This window comes from Candidatus Magasanikbacteria bacterium (assembly GCA_021648085.1).
GTDB lineage: Bacteria > Patescibacteriota > Patescibacteriia > Magasanikbacterales > UBA922 > JAKITS01.
Window position 1 is genome coordinate 449,642 of sequence record JAKITS010000001.1, and the last position, 17,815, is coordinate 467,456.

General features: G+C 32.3%; 14 protein-coding genes. 4 read left to right on the forward strand and 10 right to left on the reverse strand.

Going from position 1 to position 17,815, the window contains the following annotated elements:
- Window positions 1-127: 127 nt before the first annotated feature.
- Genes L3J07_02285 through L3J07_02295 form a run of 3 tightly spaced genes read right to left on the reverse strand, consistent with a single transcriptional unit; the run spans window position 128 to window position 3,481 of the window.
- Window positions 128-529, reverse strand: a complete 402-nt coding sequence (locus L3J07_02285) for an HIT family protein (protein MCF6276656.1) — start codon at window positions 527-529, stop codon at window positions 128-130.
- A gap of 18 nt (window positions 530-547) precedes the next feature.
- A complete protein-coding gene (locus L3J07_02290) occupies window positions 548-2,854 on the reverse strand; it encodes a hypothetical protein (GenBank protein ID MCF6276657.1) in 2,307 nt (768 codons plus the stop codon).
- A gap of 3 nt (window positions 2,855-2,857) precedes the next feature.
- Window positions 2,858-3,481, reverse strand: coding sequence for a CDP-alcohol phosphatidyltransferase family protein (locus tag L3J07_02295; protein ID MCF6276658.1), 624 nt, complete (start codon window positions 3,479-3,481; stop codon window positions 2,858-2,860).
- Between the two features lie 176 nt (window positions 3,482-3,657).
- Here L3J07_02295 and L3J07_02300 point away from each other — a divergent pair, with 176 nt between their 5' ends.
- A complete protein-coding gene (locus L3J07_02300) occupies window positions 3,658-5,592 on the forward strand; it encodes a hypothetical protein (GenBank protein MCF6276659.1) in 1,935 nt (644 codons plus the stop codon).
- Window positions 5,593-5,631: 39 nt separating this feature from the next.
- Here L3J07_02300 and L3J07_02305 read toward each other — a convergent pair whose 3' ends face one another.
- From L3J07_02305 to L3J07_02315, 3 genes are all read right to left on the reverse strand, one after another.
- Entirely contained in the window at window positions 5,632-5,898 is a 267-nt protein-coding gene (locus tag L3J07_02305) for a hypothetical protein (GenBank protein ID MCF6276660.1), read from the reverse strand.
- Window positions 5,891-6,214, reverse strand: coding sequence for a hypothetical protein (locus tag L3J07_02310; GenBank protein ID MCF6276661.1), 324 nt, complete (start codon window positions 6,212-6,214; stop codon window positions 5,891-5,893). The genes L3J07_02305 and L3J07_02310 overlap by 8 nt, the downstream gene beginning before the upstream one ends.
- 138 nt (window positions 6,215-6,352) lie before the next feature.
- Window positions 6,353-7,417 carry a glycosyltransferase gene (locus L3J07_02315; protein ID MCF6276662.1) on the reverse strand — a complete coding sequence of 355 codons (1,065 nt, stop codon included), beginning with the start codon at window positions 7,415-7,417 and terminating at the stop codon, window positions 6,353-6,355.
- A gap of 93 nt (window positions 7,418-7,510) precedes the next feature.
- On the opposite strand from L3J07_02315, the gene dnaB reads away from it, so the two are divergent.
- The 3 genes from dnaB to recR all read left to right on the forward strand — a co-directional run bounded on the left by dnaB (window position 7,511) and on the right by recR (window position 10,118).
- Window positions 7,511-8,947 (forward strand): replicative DNA helicase, encoded by a 1,437-nt coding sequence (gene dnaB / locus L3J07_02320; GenBank protein MCF6276663.1) that lies wholly within the window; start codon window positions 7,511-7,513, stop codon window positions 8,945-8,947.
- Between the two features lie 215 nt (window positions 8,948-9,162).
- Window positions 9,163-9,465 (forward strand): YbaB/EbfC family nucleoid-associated protein, encoded by a 303-nt coding sequence (locus L3J07_02325; protein MCF6276664.1) that lies wholly within the window; start codon window positions 9,163-9,165, stop codon window positions 9,463-9,465.
- 26 nt (window positions 9,466-9,491) lie between these two features.
- Window positions 9,492-10,118, forward strand: a complete 627-nt coding sequence (recR, locus tag L3J07_02330) for a recombination mediator RecR (protein ID MCF6276665.1) — start codon at window positions 9,492-9,494, stop codon at window positions 10,116-10,118.
- Window positions 10,119-10,172: 54 nt separating this feature from the next.
- Here recR and L3J07_02335 read toward each other — a convergent pair whose 3' ends face one another.
- The 4 genes from L3J07_02335 to L3J07_02350 all read right to left on the reverse strand — a co-directional run bounded on the left by L3J07_02335 (window position 10,173) and on the right by L3J07_02350 (window position 17,752).
- Window positions 10,173-15,554: a hypothetical protein gene (locus L3J07_02335; GenBank protein ID MCF6276666.1), complete on the reverse strand. Its 5,382-nt coding sequence runs from the start codon at window positions 15,552-15,554 to the stop codon at window positions 10,173-10,175.
- Window positions 15,555-15,683: 129 nt separating this feature from the next.
- Complete coding sequence (rplU, locus tag L3J07_02340; GenBank protein ID MCF6276667.1) at window positions 15,684-15,998, reverse strand: 50S ribosomal protein L21; 315 nt, start codon at window positions 15,996-15,998, stop codon at window positions 15,684-15,686.
- Between the two features lie 218 nt (window positions 15,999-16,216).
- Complete coding sequence (locus tag L3J07_02345) at window positions 16,217-16,693, reverse strand: DUF192 domain-containing protein (protein MCF6276668.1); 477 nt, start codon at window positions 16,691-16,693, stop codon at window positions 16,217-16,219.
- 24 nt (window positions 16,694-16,717) lie between these two features.
- Complete coding sequence (locus tag L3J07_02350) at window positions 16,718-17,752, reverse strand: undecaprenyl/decaprenyl-phosphate alpha-N-acetylglucosaminyl 1-phosphate transferase (protein MCF6276669.1); 1,035 nt, start codon at window positions 17,750-17,752, stop codon at window positions 16,718-16,720.
- Window positions 17,753-17,815: the final 63 nt, after the last annotated feature.

Genomic DNA, 17,815 nt, shown 5'->3' on the forward strand with positions numbered 1-17,815 from the left:
AAGCTTCCCGAACATTCGAGATTTCCTGTCGACAAACAGGCAGGTTGGACTAATTTCTTTTTAATTATTTATACTTTAGTGATATTGTCTCGAGATCTTTCGACTTCGCTCAAGATGACATAAATTATTAAAACAATTTATGTACCTCTTCCACGCTTAATTCTCCTGGGTTGTTTACAATTGCGTGCATACTTTTGCCACCGTCGCCATTGTATCTAGGCATTATGTGCACATGCAGATGTTGCAAAACTTGCCCACCAGCTTCACCATGATTCCAACCAATATTAAATCCATCTGGATTCAATTTCTCTTTTATAATTTCTGTAACTTTTTTTACAGATGCAAATAGATTTTTCATACTTTCCTCATCCAATTCCAAAATTGTCACAGCGTGCTTTTTTGGAATCACCATTATATGACCTTTGGAGTGGGGCTCAATATCCAAAAATGCTAAAGAATTTTCATCTTCATATATTTTGTAACTTGGAATTTCACCTTTTGAAATTTTGCAGAGTAGACATTCATTCATATAATTAATAGTTTTACATTATTTAACATTTTTTTCAAGTATTTTGACCTCTAAACCCAACCTTCCATTTTCATATTCTTTTACCATAAAACAAGTTTCTGCGTTTGTAAGTTCAAATGCTCGCTTTAATAACTCCTCATTTTCTCCATTTTTTAGACCATTATGGATTTCTGCAAGCTCGCTCTGACCAAATTGATAATCTATTGGAAAACCTCCACCAATTATTTCTCTACTTGAAATAGCTTCGAGAGGAAGTAAAATCCAAGTGTCTGCGATTACACAATAATTTTCTCCTTCCACTTGACTCCAAACTTTCTCTGCCATTTTGTATTCATTTTCACTTACCACTCTCATATCTGGCCCACTCGCAAGATTTGTGGTGGCAAAAAAACTAAATACTGCTAAAAATATTAAGATTATATATGGCTTTACTTTTTTGTTTTGAAGTAAATAGCTAGCGCCAAAAATAAAAAGGAGTAAAACAGAAAAAGCTAAAAGTAAATCCAATCTACGGACAAGCTGCCTATCACCTTCCAAAAAGAACCAGCCAATTATATAACTTCCAAAAATACTAATGCTCAAAAATAAAATAGTAAATTCATTGACTATTTTTGTCTTGAACTTTTTGATAAATCCAAAAGTCGCCGTTCCCCACAAAACCAGCAAAACGATAGGAATATACCATCGCCAATTTGTAAAAATAGAACCAACAAAAGCCAACTCTGGCGTGTGATTGAAAAATATATTTCCACTCAAAATATCGTGTGGGCGAATTGCGCGCGCAAAATACCAACCGCTAAATTGCCCCACAAATTGCGTAAGACTTTCTACAAAATTGAAACTTTTTGGCCAAACACTTGTTTTGCTGATTATTTCTATAATAGGTAAAAATAAAATTCCAGAAAATAATAAAATTATTTTAGCTATATTATTTTTGAATTTCTTAAAAATTAAAATGGCAAAAACTAGCAGAAATAAAACAAACAAATAAAGTGAATAGCTAAAAATCATACTCACTCCAAAAAATATAGCGAGCATTTTCTGAAGGTTTTTATTTTTTGATTTTATCCTTTTGTCCTCGCCAAAATACAAAACCAAAAGTAATAAAGTAAACAAAAATGATATAAAACCTAAACTAACCGGCAAAGTAAGAGCGCCCAAAGCTTGAAATGGAAATGGTAAAAAACTAAGCCACACCAAAAGTAAAGCAAAACAACGAGATCTAAAGAGATAACTTCCAATAAAAAATAAAAGTAATGGCACAAAAAACGACCACAAAACTGGTGTTAACCAAATATGCAAAGTATTCAATTTAAAACCAAAAGTCTTTGCAAAAACTATGTTCAATCCCCACATCTGCCCATAACTATATTTTTGTGGAGCTGTAAACACGACTGGAATATCAACACCGGCAACTTCTTTCCACTCCACATTTTCACCAACTAAAACTGGCAAAATCTGCTCTTCATTTACCAGTTTTTGCTCTATTGCCAAATGTCGCCAAACATCTCCACCCCAAGGATTTGTGTGTGCCATCGGCAGATAAGAATGAAGTAAAAATGAATGCAAAATCAAAATAAATAAAACCTTGCCGACTTTGAACCTAGAAAATGTAATAATTCCCGCTAAAAAAGTTAATAAGAAAAAAACAATCAAAAACCAAGGTGAGATAGCTTGCCACGGAGTTTGTAGAACCTCTCCTGTTTTAGATTGGAAAAGTAAAATCATTCCAAAAATCCAACCTACTAAATACAAAGTTATAAACCACCATCTCTTTTTGAAAAGTTGTTTTCTGGGATTATTTCCAAATACGCTTTCGTTAATAAAATTTCTAAATTTTGAGCGAGACGAAAAGAAAAGTTTTTTGTTATGCCATAGCATAGAAAAAAAATTTTCTTGAAGTCGCAGCCAAAACTTAGGAGTTTTATTAGAAATGGTATTTGGAAATAATCCCAATTCTAATTTATAGAATGTTTTTGGTAACCTCTTATTTTTCTCGGACAAACACCAAAAAATAATAGTAAAAACAGCTGATAGAAAATAAGTCCACCAAATTATTGTATTACTTAATTTATAAAAAACTATAAAGGCAGAGCTAAAAAAACTAAGCAATAGAATAACTGGCGAAAAAGCCAATCCAAATCTAACCCAAAAATTTTTACCAAAAACAATTATTTTGTTTAAAATTCCTTGCCACAAATATGCCAGCAAAATTAAAAATACTCCACCAAAAAACCAGCCGGCACCCAAAAAATATCCGCTCTTAAAAAAAAGATATAAAAAAAGGAGATCTACCCCCAATAAAAATAAAATTAATTTCTTCATATTCTAAACTCCATGCGCAAACAAACTAACAATAGCAAAACCTATCGCAATTCCAAAAGTCCAAGCTGCGATAGTAAATAAATTTGGTGCATCTAATAAAATAGCACTAAGTGTCGCAAACACAGCCACAACTTGCAAGACCATTTTTATCTTTCCCCAAATGTTTGCCATTTTTACAGTTTTGAACTTTACTCTAGCAAACAACGCAGACAAAATAAATATAATTTCTATACCCAAAAGTGAAAAACCCAAAATAGGGTTGAAATATTTGAAAACCAAAAGTAAAACAATAGACCCAATTAATAACTTATCCGCCAAAGGATCGAACATCATACCAAACTTTGTAATCTGATTTCTAGATCTAGCAAGTGAGCCATCTAGAGCGTCTGTAAAAGCTGCAAACAAAAAAGCAACCATTCCAATTTCATACATTTGCATCATAATAAAATAAAAAACTATAGGAGTTATCAAAACCCTAAAAGCTGTTATTTTGTTTGGTGTCCAAGTTTTTGGCCACTTCTTCATAAAAACTCTATACAAAAATTTATCGTGTGGATGCACCTCTTGTGCCTTTTGAAACCTAAATAAATCTTTGTGAGTTTTTACATAATGGTTGAAAATTCTCATAACTCTGCTAAAATATAAAAATGAAGTATATCAATAATTTAAAGTATATCACTTTTTCACTACTAATTTCAACAGTTGTGTTGTTTTCACTTTGGAAAATAACAAATCCCTATTTAAGCACAGTTATTTTTTTAATATTTTTAATATTTTTTGGTTATAAATTTGGAAAATTTTTTGTGTTGAAATGCAAACTGTGGCAAACTTTTTTCGGTATAATTTCTGTTTTATTATTACTAATCTCTATTCTCACCATTATTTATTGGTTCTACGAAATAAATATAAACACAGTTTCATTTTCAATTTTATCTATTACCTTAATTTCATTTTTTTTAAATTCTAAAAAAAGTAAATGTCATTTACTAAAAAAATTATCCGAAGTTTCATTTCAAGAAAAGATTAGTTTATTTTCTAAAACACTATTCACATCATTTGTTATCTTATCTTTTGTACTTTTTTATACACTTCTTACAAAAAATTATGGTGACACACTAAGCTCTCCGTGGACTATTATTGGTCCAAAATTTTTTATAGTTTTCACACTTACCTCTTTTTTACTACTTTTACTTTTGCAAACTGCAAAAAATAAAATTATAAAAATATTTTCAACTACAATTTATTTTGCACTATTTTTAAGTGTAGCTATAATTATTTTTAAATACGGTTTTGGTTTTGACCCGTTTATTCACCAAGCTGCAGAAAAATTTATCAAAGAAAATGGTGCAATTTATCCAAAACAACCATACTATCTTGGGCAATACTCCTTAGTTTTACTTATTCATTTTCTCACAAATTTCTCTATAGAAATTATAGACAAAGCCTTAGTTCCAATTTCTTCTGCAATTTTAATTCCACTTTCTACTTATTTTACTTTCAAAAAATTAGAATTTAAAAAATTTACTATCATCTCTATTGCTCTAATTCCACTTTTTCCACTTTCATTTTTTATACAAACCACACCAAACAGCTTGAGCTTATTACTTTTTTATGTTGTAATTCTCTGGATTTGGAAAGAATTCAAAGAAACTAATTGGCGTTCAAATTTATTTGGAATTTTAACCAGTCTTACAATCTGCCTAATTCACCCACTTATTGGAATTCCAACTCTAATTATTTATATATTCTCACTTTTGGATAAAAATAATAAAATATTTTCAAAAATGTACGGAGTACTTCTTGTGCTCGCTATTCCAACCACACTTATTGCAAGCAGTTTACTTTCTTCAGGAAAACCAAATATACATTTTAATCCAACCAACTTTTTAGAATTATTCAAACAACCATTTTGGTATATTTTTGAAAACGCACCTATTATTTGGCGACTCTTATATTTTGCAAAATCTTTACTAATTCCAACTATTATTTTAATTGCTATTTATGGTTTTTTTATAACAACTCAAAAATACAAATTTACAAAAGCAAACTTTTTTGCAAAAACAATTGTATATTTATTTATTTCTGCTTTTATAACAAGTTCTGTTTTATTTTTTACAGATGTAATCTCGTACGAACAGGCAAATTATGCAAAAAGAATTTTAACAATGGTATCTCTAATTTTAATTCCTTTTATTGCAATTTCATTTCGTGAATTTTTTATTAAATTTTCCACAACTATTTTCAAAAAAGTAATTATTTCTATTTTAGGATCTATTTTTCTACTTGGCTCATTTTATTTTACATATCCAACTCGCGACAAAGTTTCATTTTATACAGGTTTTACCGTTCGCGATGCAGACATAGAAGTTGTAAATTTTATAGAAAACAGAAACAAAGACCAAGACTATATAGTAATCACAAATCAAATAATTTCTGCTGCAGCTATCCATGAGTTTGGATTTAAAAAATATTACAATACTGTAGAAGGAGAACAGTTTTTTTACTCAATACCTACCGGCGGACCAATGTACAAATTCTTTGGCAAAATGGTTTACGAGGATGCCAAAAAAGAATGGATGATAGAAGCTATGGATTTTATGGGAGTAGACAAGGCATACTTTGTACACACCAGCTACTGGGCTCCAGCTGGAGAAATTCGTGACAAAGCAAAACTAGAAGCCGACGCTTGGTGGGAGTTTGGACCAATGCAACTCTGGGTTTATGAGTACACAAGATAATAACAATTAAAAAAGTCTTGCATAAAATACAAGACTTTGTTATTCACAACAATATTCAGCAAAAATATCAACATACTTATCTATTATTTCCCCACGGTATACAGATTTTCTAACCTTACTGCTAAAGTTAGAATAATGCTCCATTATATCAGTTAGACTATCATTGAAACCATACTCATCTAGACCGCTCAACCTCAAAGCTTCGTTCAATAGCTCTAGTTCAATTTCTAAAAGTCTATCGAAGTTTTGCGTGATTGCCGCATCATGCAACAATTCACTAAGTTCTTCTTTTTTCATCTCAATCACCGTGCAGTGGGCGGATCATATAATTCCAATTTTCCAAAAATCTATTCTCTATTTCCTCTCTTTCAGACATTTTTGCAGTTTTATACCTTCTCACCAATCCCCAAAATTTTACCTTAAAATTTGACCTTCTTATTGCTCTCTCATTTTCTGGAATTCTGTTTGCCAAAAAGTCTACAAAAATACCCTCCAACATTTTATCAAATTTTTCAACAGCTTCTATATGATTTTTTCTTGATGTTCTTACAATATCTCTAAATTTATTTATTCTTTCCTTATTTACAGAATCAGAGCCTGGATACCTAAAAGAATTTTGCATTACACCACCTCCTATTTTATTTTGTGATTTACTGATGTTTTTTTACTTCTTTTTGCTCTACGAACAGAATGATTGTGTGCCATTTTTTACCTCCAAATGTAAAGAACCTCTTAAATCTTACCAGATTATACTATTTTTTCAAATATTTAAAATTAAATTAGCCAAAGATCTAGCGTCCCCAGGCTTGTACATTTTTCCAGTTTTTCTATTCAAAAGCTCGCCAACTCCACCAGTATTTGATGCTATCACACTTAAATTATTTTCCAAAGCTTCCAATATTACATTTGGTTTATTTTCCAAACAAACAGAGCAAAAAACAAGTGTATCGCATTTTTTATACATTTTATTCAAATCTTCTTTTCCAAGCTTTCCATATACAAAAACTCTCTTATCCTCTTTTTTCAATTTAAAATTATCTTTTACCATTGGTCCATCTCCCACAATATGAAGTTCAACTTTTTTTTCTTTTGAAATCATACGCCAAGCATCCAATAAAACTTGAACTCCTTTATTTTTATTCAAAGTACCTACAAATAAAAATTTATTATTTTTAACTTTCTTTTTTAAATTACTAGTTTTTCTAAACTCATTATTAGTTTTTCTCCACAAACTCTCTTCAAAAAAACCCCTACTTTTATAAAAATTCTTTATAAATTCAGACGGGTAAAATACAAAATTAGGACTTCCAATTTTCTTCTTCACAAAAAAACTATAAATTTTTTGATGGATTAAATCTTTTTTATGATTCCATTTCAAAATCCCGCTTGGTTCTACTAATTGAACATCGTGCAATGTATGAATATGCTCTATTTTCAAACTATCAATTAACTTTGGAATAAAAAATCCAAGCCCAGTCAAATTGTGAGTATGCACAGTATCTGGATTGGTTTCTATAAAAATTCTTTCAATTTCTTTTTTACCCCAAAAACTAAACTTATCAAGAAAATGCCAAACAAATTTATGTAAAAAGTTTTTTGATGATAATTCTTTATAACCAAAAATATTAAACTTTGGAATTCTATAAACACTAATTCCATCTTCCTCTATTTTTGTTGTTTTATTATTATCATCACAATTCAAAGTTATAATAAAAACTTTTCTACCTTTATTTTTATGCTTTTTTGCAATCTTAAAAACAACTGTTTCAGCTCCTCCAACCGAATTTGGTGGATATAAATTGTTTACCAAACAAATCTTTTTCATATCTTATATTCTGTCAACACCTATTTATTAACACATTTTACACAGTTTATCAACTTGTGGCAAAACAAAAAGTAGGATACCATACGAATTGTTATGATAAAACAAACAGAATTAGGAAGAATTCCACCGCAAAACCTTGATGCCGAAAAATCTTTAATCGGTTCTATTTTGGTTGATCCAAATGCAATGCTAAAAATTGCAGACATGATTGAGGCAGATGATTTTTACAAAAGAGCTCATGCAAAAATATTTGAATCGATCTCCGAACTATACTCAAAAAATGAGCCCGTAGACCTACTTGTATTGAGCAATAAGCTCGAAGAGAAGGGAATACTAGAAAACATAGGCGGAAAATCTTATTTAGCTCAACTGTCCAATTCTGTACCCACATCATCACACGCAAAACATTATGCAGAAATAATAAAAAGAAAAGCAACACTTAGGAAACTAAGTGAGGTTAGCGAAAAAATTAGCGACCTAGTTTTTGGAGAAGAGACTGATGATGTGGAAGCAGTATTAGACAATGCCCAGCAATTGATGTACGGCGTCACAGAAAAACATTTAAAACAAAATTTCTCGCCAATTAGATCCATTCTTAGTGACACATTTGAAAGAATAGATGAGCTGCACAGAGATAAAGGTAAAATGCGTGGAGTCCCAACTGGTTTTACAGATTTAGACAAACTATTGGCAGGACTACAAAAATCTGACCTAATTATTTTGGCAGCCCGCCCTTCTGTCGGAAAGACTTCTTTTGCTTTAGATATTGCCAGAAACGCAGCTGTGCAAGCCAAAGTTGGAGTTGGTCTTTTTTCATTGGAGATGAGCAAAGAACAACTTGTAGACCGTATGCTATGTGCACAAGCAAATATAAACTTGTGGAAAATGAGAAATGGAAGTTTGTCCGACAGTCCAGACAGTGATGACTTCAAAAAAATTGGCTCAGCGATGGGAGTTTTGTCCGAAGCTCCAATTTTTATAGACGACAGTGCTGGCGCAAATATAACTCAAATAAGAACCAAAGCTAGAAGATTAAAAACAGAACACGATATAGGACTTATTGTAATAGACTATTTGCAGTTGATGAGTAGTGCAGGCAGAAGATCTGACAATCGTGTTCAAGAAGTCGCTGATATGAGTCGTGGATTGAAACTTCTCGCTCGTGAATTAAATATTCCACTTCTTGTGCTTTCTCAGCTTTCCCGTGCAGCAGAACAAACTAAACCAGCAATACCAAAACTTTCTCATTTGCGTGATTCAGGAAGTATTGAGCAGGATGCTGATGTTGTTATTTTTTTATATAGAAAAGCAACCGACAGAAACTATAGACCAGAAGACATAACACCGCAAGAAAGATCTATCGCAGAAGTACACATCGCCAAACACAGAAATGGACCAGTTGGAATGATAAAAACATTTTTTGATGAAACTCAAGCCAGTTTCAAAAACTTAGACACAAGGTTTCAAACCACAGAACCACCCCAACAACATCAAGGAAGTGCACCCGTTCCAGAGGCTCCGCCGTTTTAAAATAACTAATTATAAAAATAAATTATCCCCTGGGCAAAAGCCCCAGGGTATTTTTTGTTTTAATTGTTTCCACACCGAGGCAAGCCTCGGTGTATTACTATGAATTAAACAAGAGATGCACTTCTCTTATTTTTTTTTAATTCCATAAAAAACTAGACAAAAAGCAGGTTTTTAGCTAAGATAGAGACTATATAACATTTTTAATTATAAATATTATGTTTAACAAACTGAAACAATTCAAAGATTTGAGAGACAAGGCAAAAGAACTACAAAAAGAATTGGAAAAAGAAACAATTACAGTAAATTCTGCTAGTGGAAAAGTAACACTTGTGATGGACGGAACTATGGCAATGAAAGATTTGCAAATAGATGCAGAAATGCTTTCACCAGACAAAAAAGAAAAACTTCAAAACGCTATAAAAGATGCACACAAAGATGCAATGAAAAAAATGCAGCGCATAATGGCAATGAAAATGAAAGATATGGGGGGATTACCGAATATTCCAGGTCTGAATTAGAGCTCTAATTACAGAAAAACGGATCTTTGTATGAACAAGGATTACGAACGAAAATAATGTATCCTCAACCAATTCACAGACTCAAAAATGCACTAAAAAAATTACCAGGCGTAGGCCATAGAACTGCTGAACGCTATATTTTTTATTTGTTAAAATCTGGAAAAGGTGAGGTTGCAGAGCTTATAAATGCACTGAACAATGTCATACAAAATGTAAAAAGTTGTCAAATTTGTTGGGATTTTGGAAATACTGACCCCTGCTCAATCTGTATGAATCCCAAAAAAGATAGGACAAAAATTTGTGTCGTTGCAGAATCGCAACACACAAAAACAATACTAAACACAACTAAATACAATGGGCTTTTTCATGTATTACGAGGAACTCTTAGTTCTGAAGTGGACAATTTAGAGCAGTTAAAAATTGAAAGTCTACTAAAAAGAATAATAATGAACCCGCAAGTAAATGAAATAATTCTTGCATTAAACCCAGATTTAGAAGGTGAGACTACAATTTTGTATTTATCCAAAAAAATACACGAAATAAGAGAAATTAAAATAACTCGTTTGGCTCGTGGACTTCCAATGGGAAGTGATATGCTTTATGCGGACGACATTACACTATCAAATGCATTAGACAACAGAACAGTAAGTTAAAAAAATCAAACCTGTCAACACAAAAACCCGCATTTCGCGGGTTTTTTTATGTTTTTATTTTAACTCTTTTCCTATTTCGTATTCTTCATCATTTTTTATCGTCACTATTCTATCCCACCTAAAATTCAATCTACTAAAGGCTTCCTCGTTTTTAATATGTCTTTTTACTTGTTTTGTCTGGTCTGTTAGGTCTGGCTCTAGCCTAAATACTTCTGGGTTATTTTCATATTTAACAAGTGTGTAGTTTGGATGGCGATTTGTATAATCTATTATCTCACCAATTGTGTATTTATTGAGAAGTCTTGGGTCAATATCTTCTATCCAATTCCAACTATAGTTTAGCTTATTAAATACTTCTTCAGAGTCTATCCAATATTTTTGATTACCAAGAAGTAGGTACACCATTGGATCTGTTGTTATTTTTACGAGAGCACCATATTTTGGATCATATTTTGGACCCCAAGGCATAAAACCTAAAGTGTCATCTTCTACTGTTTCTAGTCTTTTCTCTTCTACTATCTCCACATTATTCCAAGAGTCAAAGTATGTGTAGAAAACATCTGCCCTACTAAAAGCTCTTTTTTTACAGTCTGGTGTAACAAGATATACGGCAGAAGAGTTTGGTGTTTTATATACTCCACCTTCTTTTAGACTGCAGTCTGAACCTTGTTTTTCTGTTTGAGTATCAGTCTCAGTTTCTGTATTTAACTCATTTAACAGAATTGTGTCAAAATATGTTGATGCTGTTCCACCGCTTGAAAGAAATTTAGAATAAACAGTTTTTTCTCCATTTCCAGAAGGCAGTTTCCAGTTTAATTTTGAGGTAAATGGTGTAAATACTGAACCAGCAAAATCTTTTGAATTTGAAACTGCCATTCTATCTGCATCTAATATGTTAAAAGTTATAGTTACATCTCTTGACTCTGTTGTATAAGCTCCATAATTTATTACAACTGGATTAGAAATTTCTGATTCATCTGTTAAATTTATTAGATTAATTTTCACAGAATCATAATTTAAAAACTCTGCATACTCTATTTCCAAATCTAAAACTCCATCTTTGTTTGTGTCTACTTTTTGACTCACACCCTTTATTAGGTTCAATATAATTGGGTCTGACTCAATTGTTACCGTAATACTCTCTTTTGCTATTCTAGAGACAAACACACTATGAAAAGAAGCTCCAACTTCTGCAGATTTTTCTTCTTGCAGGAAAAACTCTGTAAATAATAATCCTGACGATACACTTTCCGTAGCTGGAGTTTTGGATGGAGTTGGTGGTGGTGCAAAGAATCCACCGCCGGTAGACGCAACATCGTCATCTGTAATAGTTGCGGTTACACTTGCGATAGTTAAGCTGTCAAAGTTAGAGTCTGAGCTTGCAGATGTGTTTGAGATTATAGTTGTAGTCTCGCCATCAACCTCGCTATCATCTGTAGCTGTGACTGTCACAGTTTGTTCTGTATCCCAATTTGCATTTGTAAAGGTGAGGTCAGAGGAAGAAAGACTAACTTCTGAGTTTGATAGTGCGGCTGACACAGTTACATCGTCCGTAGGTTGTGCGTCTAAAACCGCAGTGTATGTGTCAGTTGTTGACCCTTCTGTCACAGAAACAGACGAAAGAGAGATTGTAACTCCTGCTGTATCATTGTTTGTAATTGTATATGTGTAAGTTGTAGTAGAACCTAGCGAACCTCCAACAGGGTTTGATATTGTTATTATTAGAGTTTCATCATTTTCAACCAAGTCATCATCTACTACAACCAAACTCAAAGAAGTTGTTGTGTTTCCATTTGTAATTGAAGCCGTTCCGCTAGAAAGTGTGTAATCTGTTCCACTTCCTGTTGCTGTTCCTCCTGTTATTGCATAATCTACTGAGACATCACTTACTACACTTTGATCTGAAGAAATTAAGACAGAGACTGCTGTTGTTCCCTCATCTCCAGAAGCTGTGGTTGCAGAAAAATTAATCTCATAATCAAACTGCCAACGAGTATTATTTCCAGAATCACTACAACCGGTTGTACATACTATTTGTGTACTACTTAAGTTATTATTATCTTTTACATCTAGATATTGTGCGCTCGTTGTACTTTTTGGATCAAACTTTGTCTGTGTTCCAGAGCTACTACTTCTTAGGCTCAAAAGATTTCCAGATGTTCCTGCCAAAGTTAGAGTTCCATTTACTGTTGTGGTCGTACTAGCTGGAAGTGTAAAAGTGTTTGCAGATGAGTCTGTTTTAGTTAGGTTATAAAAAGTATTTGCACCAGAAATTGTCTGGCTTGCGCCAACAAAGTCTACCGTACTTGAGTTTGGTGTAAGTGTACCTCCTGTGTTTAGGAAGTCTCCTGTTATATTTAATGTTCCAGTTGCTGAATATATTCCAGATGCCAAAGTTATATCATTATTTATATTTGTTGTTGCAACACTCGGAGCCAAACTATCTCCAGAATCTGTAAAATTTATAGAAATATCATAAAAATCCACAATAGAAGTAGAATAAGCATCTGAACTTGCATCACCATTTCCAACATATTCTACTGTTCCTGAATCTGTGTCATTTGTAAGTGTTACAGTCTCACCTCCTTGAATACGAAGTGTTCCATCGTTGCTAAATGTACTTGAAACAGTTAAATTATTTCCATTTAATGCGACTGTTCCAGAGCTAATTGTCATTGTGCTTGTAGCTACCGTACTCGTATTGAATGTATATGTTCCACCTCCTGTGAAAGAAACATCATAAAAAGTTGAAAAACTTGGAAGAGTGTATGAACTAGCTCCATAAAATATAGCTGAACTTCCAGAGCTAAAACTAGGATAAGTTGCGTTTGTTGTAACAGTCTCACCACCTTGCATTTTTAAAATTCCACCATCTTGTACCACTACTGTTCCAGAAGATCCATTTACTATTAAAGTATTTCCGTTTAGGTCTAAGGTTCCTTCTATTATGTTTAAATCTGTATTCGCATAATCCATTGTTAAACCAGAATTTAATGTGACAGTTCCTGATGATTTATTTATGTTTATATCTGAATTTATTTTATCTTCCACTCCTGTTAAATCTATTGTCTGATCTTGGGTTCCCGTTAGGTTGAATGTGGCCACATCTAAATTGTCAAATGTGCTGGCCATTGAAAAGTTTGTTCCAGTAAATTCTAATATATTACCAGGCATCCTACCATCAATAAGATTTAAAGTAGAAGAAACTACTAATGTATCTCCTGAAGCAATAGTGACTGTTTGACCACTATCTCCTTCTATTGTTAAGTTTGTAAAAGTAAAAGTTGTTGGTACATCTATAGTTGCTGATGTTGAATGAGTATAATATAATGTAGTTCCATTTTCATAAACAGTAGCACCAGCTCCAATAGTAAGATTGTAAACAAGACTTGTTGTTCCGGTTGGGAATGTAAAAGTTCCGCCTGTAATAAAAAGACCCTCGTAAATATATGTGATTGAAAGATCACCTGTTCCACCATCGAAAGTACCTCCAGAAACTATTAAAGCCCTATAACTTTCCATTAATGCACTTTGCATATTGAAAGTTCCACCAGAGATATTTATAGCATAGGAGTTAAAATCCAAATAGTTTGAATTTTGAGCATCAAAAGTTCCTCCTGTCATTGTAAAAGCACCGTTAAACACAATGTCAGTAGAACTTGCGTTTATTGTTCCAGCTTCTAAATTTAAAGTACTTTCAAAAGTAGTAGAAGCTACACCAGAAAATTCTATTGTTGTATTCGTTGCGTTTAGTGTAAATTTAGGCATATCGACATCTGCTGGAATTATTATATTCCTTGTGTCTGTTCCTGTTATTTTGAGAAGTCCTGTTCCACCATCAAATGTAGTGGCCATAGAAAATCCACTTCCAGGACCTATAAATTCAAAAGTACCTGAACCATCCAAAGCACCATCAACTAAATTTAAAGTAGAAGAAACTACTAATGTATCTCCTGAAGCCATGCTCACTGTTTGATTAGTACTTCCATCAATTATAAAGTTTGTAAAAGTAAAAGTTGTTGGTACATCTATAGTTGCTGATATTGAATGAGTATAATATAATGTAGTTCCATTTTCATAAACAGTAGCAGTTGCACCAATTGTTAAATTTCTTTTTAAAGTTGTTGTTCCTGTTGGGAATGTAAAAGTTCCTCCTGAAATTGTAAGATTTGCATATGTATATTGAATTGTAAGATTTCCTGTTCCACCATCGAAAGTTCCTCCAGAAACTGTTAAAGTGTTATAACTTTCCATTAATGCACTTTGTAAACTAAAAATACCACCTGATATAGTGGTAGAGCCATTAATATCCAAATAATTTGAGTTTTGTGCATCAAAAGTTCCTCCTGTCATTATAATAGATTTAAAGCTTATATCCGTAGAGCTTGCATTTATAGTACCAGCATCCAAATATAAATAACCTTCAAAAGTTGTAGACGCTACTCCAGAAAATTCTATTGTTGTGTTTACTGCGTCCAATCTAAGTAAAGGAAGCTTAACATTTGCATCAAGTATAATATTTCTTGTTTCTACTCCTGATATCTTAAGCTGTCCAGATGATGCAGAAGATCCGCCATCAAATGTTGTAGCCAAAGAAAAACCACTCCCAGGACCTGTAAATTCTAAAACTCCAGTGCCATCTAGCTCTCCGTCTATAAGCGTAAGAGTGGAAGAGACTATTACAGTGTCACCAGTATAAATAGCTAACCGCTGACCGCTTCCACCAGCAATTGTAAGGTTTGTAAAAGTAAAAGTTGTTGGAACATTTAAAACAGCACTAGTTATAAAAGTCATTATCAAATTTGTGCCATTTTCATATACAGTAGCACCAGCTCCAATAGTTAAATCGTCTGTAATAGTTGTTGTTCCGGTTGGGAATGTAAAAGTTCCACCTGAAATTGTAAGATCTGCATAACTATACTGGAATATCATAGTTCCTGTTCCACCATCGAAAGTACCTCCTGAGAAAACGAAATTATTATATGGTTCGAATACTGAAGATTGCATATTAAATGTACCTCCTGAAATTGTAGTAGATCCATTAATATCAATAATCGTATCCCCTGCATTAAATGTGCCATCAGCCTGTGTAAAATTTCCAGTAGTAAGCGTAACACCTGTTGCAACAGTAATAGTCCCAGAATAACCAGCATCTATTTGAAAAGTTGTGACAGTAGAATCAACATCAATAGTTGCATTGTCCACATCTCCACCATCAAAAATAGCTATGTCTCCAGAAATAGGATGAGTAGTATCATTTGCCCCACCGGTTGTGGTGGACCAATTTGTGTCAGCAGAAAAATTTCCTCCAGAAGTTCCTATCCAATATTTGGTGGCTGCTTGTGACGCCGTAGGAATTAGTGAAAAAAATAAAAATAAAAAAATAAAAAAGAATAATTTTCTATACAAAAAATTATTTTTAGGTTTAGCTATCATATATAAAAATCTCTATTAATCTTTTAATTATATCTTTTAATTACAATAATATCAAATTGGGAATTGTGAATAAAAAATTATTAAAAATAAAAAAAGACGCTCAGCGTCTTTTTTTTAACTGAAATATTTTTAAGCGATTTCAGTAATTTTAATTTTTGTAAAATGTTGTCTGTGTCCAAAAACTTTTTTATAGCGTATTTTTCTTTTGTATTTTACTACACGAACTTTTTTACTACGACCGTTTTCTTCTACTGTAGCTTTTACAATAGCACCTTCAACAATAGGTGTTCCAACTTTTACATCTCCACCCTCTTCGTTTGCAAGCAAGTAAACTTTATCAAAAGTAACTTCCTCACCTTCATTTATATCTAATTTTTCTACTTTTAGAACGCTTCCCACCTTCACAAGGTATTGCTTTCCACCAGTTTCTATAACTGCAATCATATACGTAAACATTTAATTTAATCCGCCAAATAGGCCATTATGTAATTGCTTTTAGTTAGAATTTAATAAAATTTAAGCGAAAACAATTTTTTATTAATAAACTTTATAAATATAAGGTGTTTAAGAAAAAATAGTTTGTAGCTAAATTTTATAAATTATGGGCTAAAATGAATTACACAATGGGTCTATAATACATTATTTTTTTATTTTAGTCAAGCCTATTTGTCGGAAACAGTCAAAATATCACCTATTTTAAGATTATTTTGCTCTGCCCAGTTTGCTGGTAATTCCAAAACCATGTTTGAGTCTTTTCTTGGATAATACACCATAAGCTCAGTGTTTGATATATTTTCAGGTTGCAAATTTGGTGCAATATCTACTACTTTCCCACTATTAAACCAAACAATATCTATTGAAAACTCCATATCCCTCATTACAAAACCATGTCTGTCAAAATTATCAAATAAAAACATCATTCCATCGAATTTTCCAAAATCTTTCCGATTACTTAGACCTTTATATCTTGTAGATTTTGTATTGGAAACCATTACATTCAGATTTTTATCTTGCAAAACAACTACCGCACTCGGCGTACGCAAGTTCCAAACAGATAATACTGAAAATGCTACAAAAAATATACCTAAAAATATTAAATTTATTTTTTTAAATGCACCCTTCTTTTTTTTAATGCCCATATTTTTTGTTTTATTATTTAAATTTTATTTTTTTCCTGCTTCTTGTTTTTTGTTTATTTTTGTAAACCTAAACGCTAACAAAAGCATTAAAATAAACAGTAAGACAAGTGCAATTAGTTTCTGACTACTTTGTAAAAACAATGCTGTTAACCCAAACAAAATTGCTATAGTATAAAAAAATAATACTGCCTGTTTTTGTGAAAAACCAGACTCCAAAAGTTGAAAATGTAAATGCTCCCTATCCCCCAAAAATACCGACTTCTTTTTTTGTATTCTACGAATTATCACCCTACCAATATCTAGCATTGGCACACCAACAACCAAAAGTGTGATGGCTATTTTACTTCCAGAAATAATTGCCAAAGATCCAAGAATAAAACCAACAAACAAACTTCCCCCTTCACCCAAAAATATTTTTGCCGGTGAAAAATTCCACACCAAAAAACCCAAACAAGCACCAGCAAAAACAATAGATATAACTGCAATCTCAGGCTGAAACCAAATTGTATAAGTAGAAAAAGAAAATATCATCAAAGCACCAATAAACACCAAGCCAGTGACCAAACCATCTAAACCATCTAAAAGTTTTGTGGTATACATCATTGCCATAAGCCAAAAAAATACTATAATATCTGCCAAAATAGCCCAATCACCAAAAGAACCAAAAGAAACTTTAAATAAACTTAAATCAAAAACTCCACCAAAAGGATTTGTGATTATATGTGGCCCAACTCCAAAAAATATCACAACTAAAACCGCAAAAATAGGAAAAACTATTTGGGTTTTTGCTTTTAAATTATACTTATCGTCTAAAAAACCGCCAATGATTAAAATTAAACTCCCCACAAAAAGCCCAATGAATTTTCTAAAACCTACATTTAGACCTAAAATTCCATTATAATAAAGCGAAAAAGAAACGATAAAAAAACTAATCATAATCGCCAAACCACCACCAAGTGGAATCTTTTTTTTATGCCTTTTTCTTTTTCCGTGCGGAATATCCATGACATTCATTTTCTTCATCAAAACCAAAACAACCTTCGATAAAGAAAGTGACAAAATAAATGTTATAAAAAAATATATTAAAAGCATAATTTGGACGGTCTATAATTATCTGATAAA

What these genes read in the sequence shown, in the direction of transcription:
- L3J07_02310 (MCF6276661.1), bottom strand. Translation starts at nt 6,214, where the DNA reads ATGCAAAATTCTTTTAGGTATCCAGGCTCTGATTCTGTAAATAAGGAA.
- L3J07_02325 (MCF6276664.1), top strand. Translation starts at nt 9,163, where the DNA reads ATGTTTAACAAACTGAAACAATTCAAAGATTTGAGAGACAAGGCAAAA.
- L3J07_02335 (MCF6276666.1), bottom strand. Translation starts at nt 15,554, where the DNA reads ATGATAGCTAAACCTAAAAATAATTTTTTGTATAGAAAATTATTCTTT.
- L3J07_02345 (MCF6276668.1), bottom strand. Translation starts at nt 16,693, where the DNA reads ATGGGCATTAAAAAAAAGAAGGGTGCATTTAAAAAAATAAATTTAATA.
- L3J07_02290 (MCF6276657.1), bottom strand. Translation starts at nt 2,854, where the DNA reads ATGAAGAAATTAATTTTATTTTTATTGGGGGTAGATCTCCTTTTTTTA.
- rplU (MCF6276667.1), bottom strand. Translation starts at nt 15,998, where the DNA reads ATGATTGCAGTTATAGAAACTGGTGGAAAGCAATACCTTGTGAAGGTG.
- dnaB (MCF6276663.1), top strand. Translation starts at nt 7,511, where the DNA reads ATGATAAAACAAACAGAATTAGGAAGAATTCCACCGCAAAACCTTGAT.
- L3J07_02315 (MCF6276662.1), bottom strand. Translation starts at nt 7,417, where the DNA reads ATGAAAAAGATTTGTTTGGTAAACAATTTATATCCACCAAATTCGGTT.
- L3J07_02285 (MCF6276656.1), bottom strand. Translation starts at nt 529, where the DNA reads ATGAATGAATGTCTACTCTGCAAAATTTCAAAAGGTGAAATTCCAAGT.
- L3J07_02295 (MCF6276658.1), bottom strand. Translation starts at nt 3,481, where the DNA reads ATGAGAATTTTCAACCATTATGTAAAAACTCACAAAGATTTATTTAGG.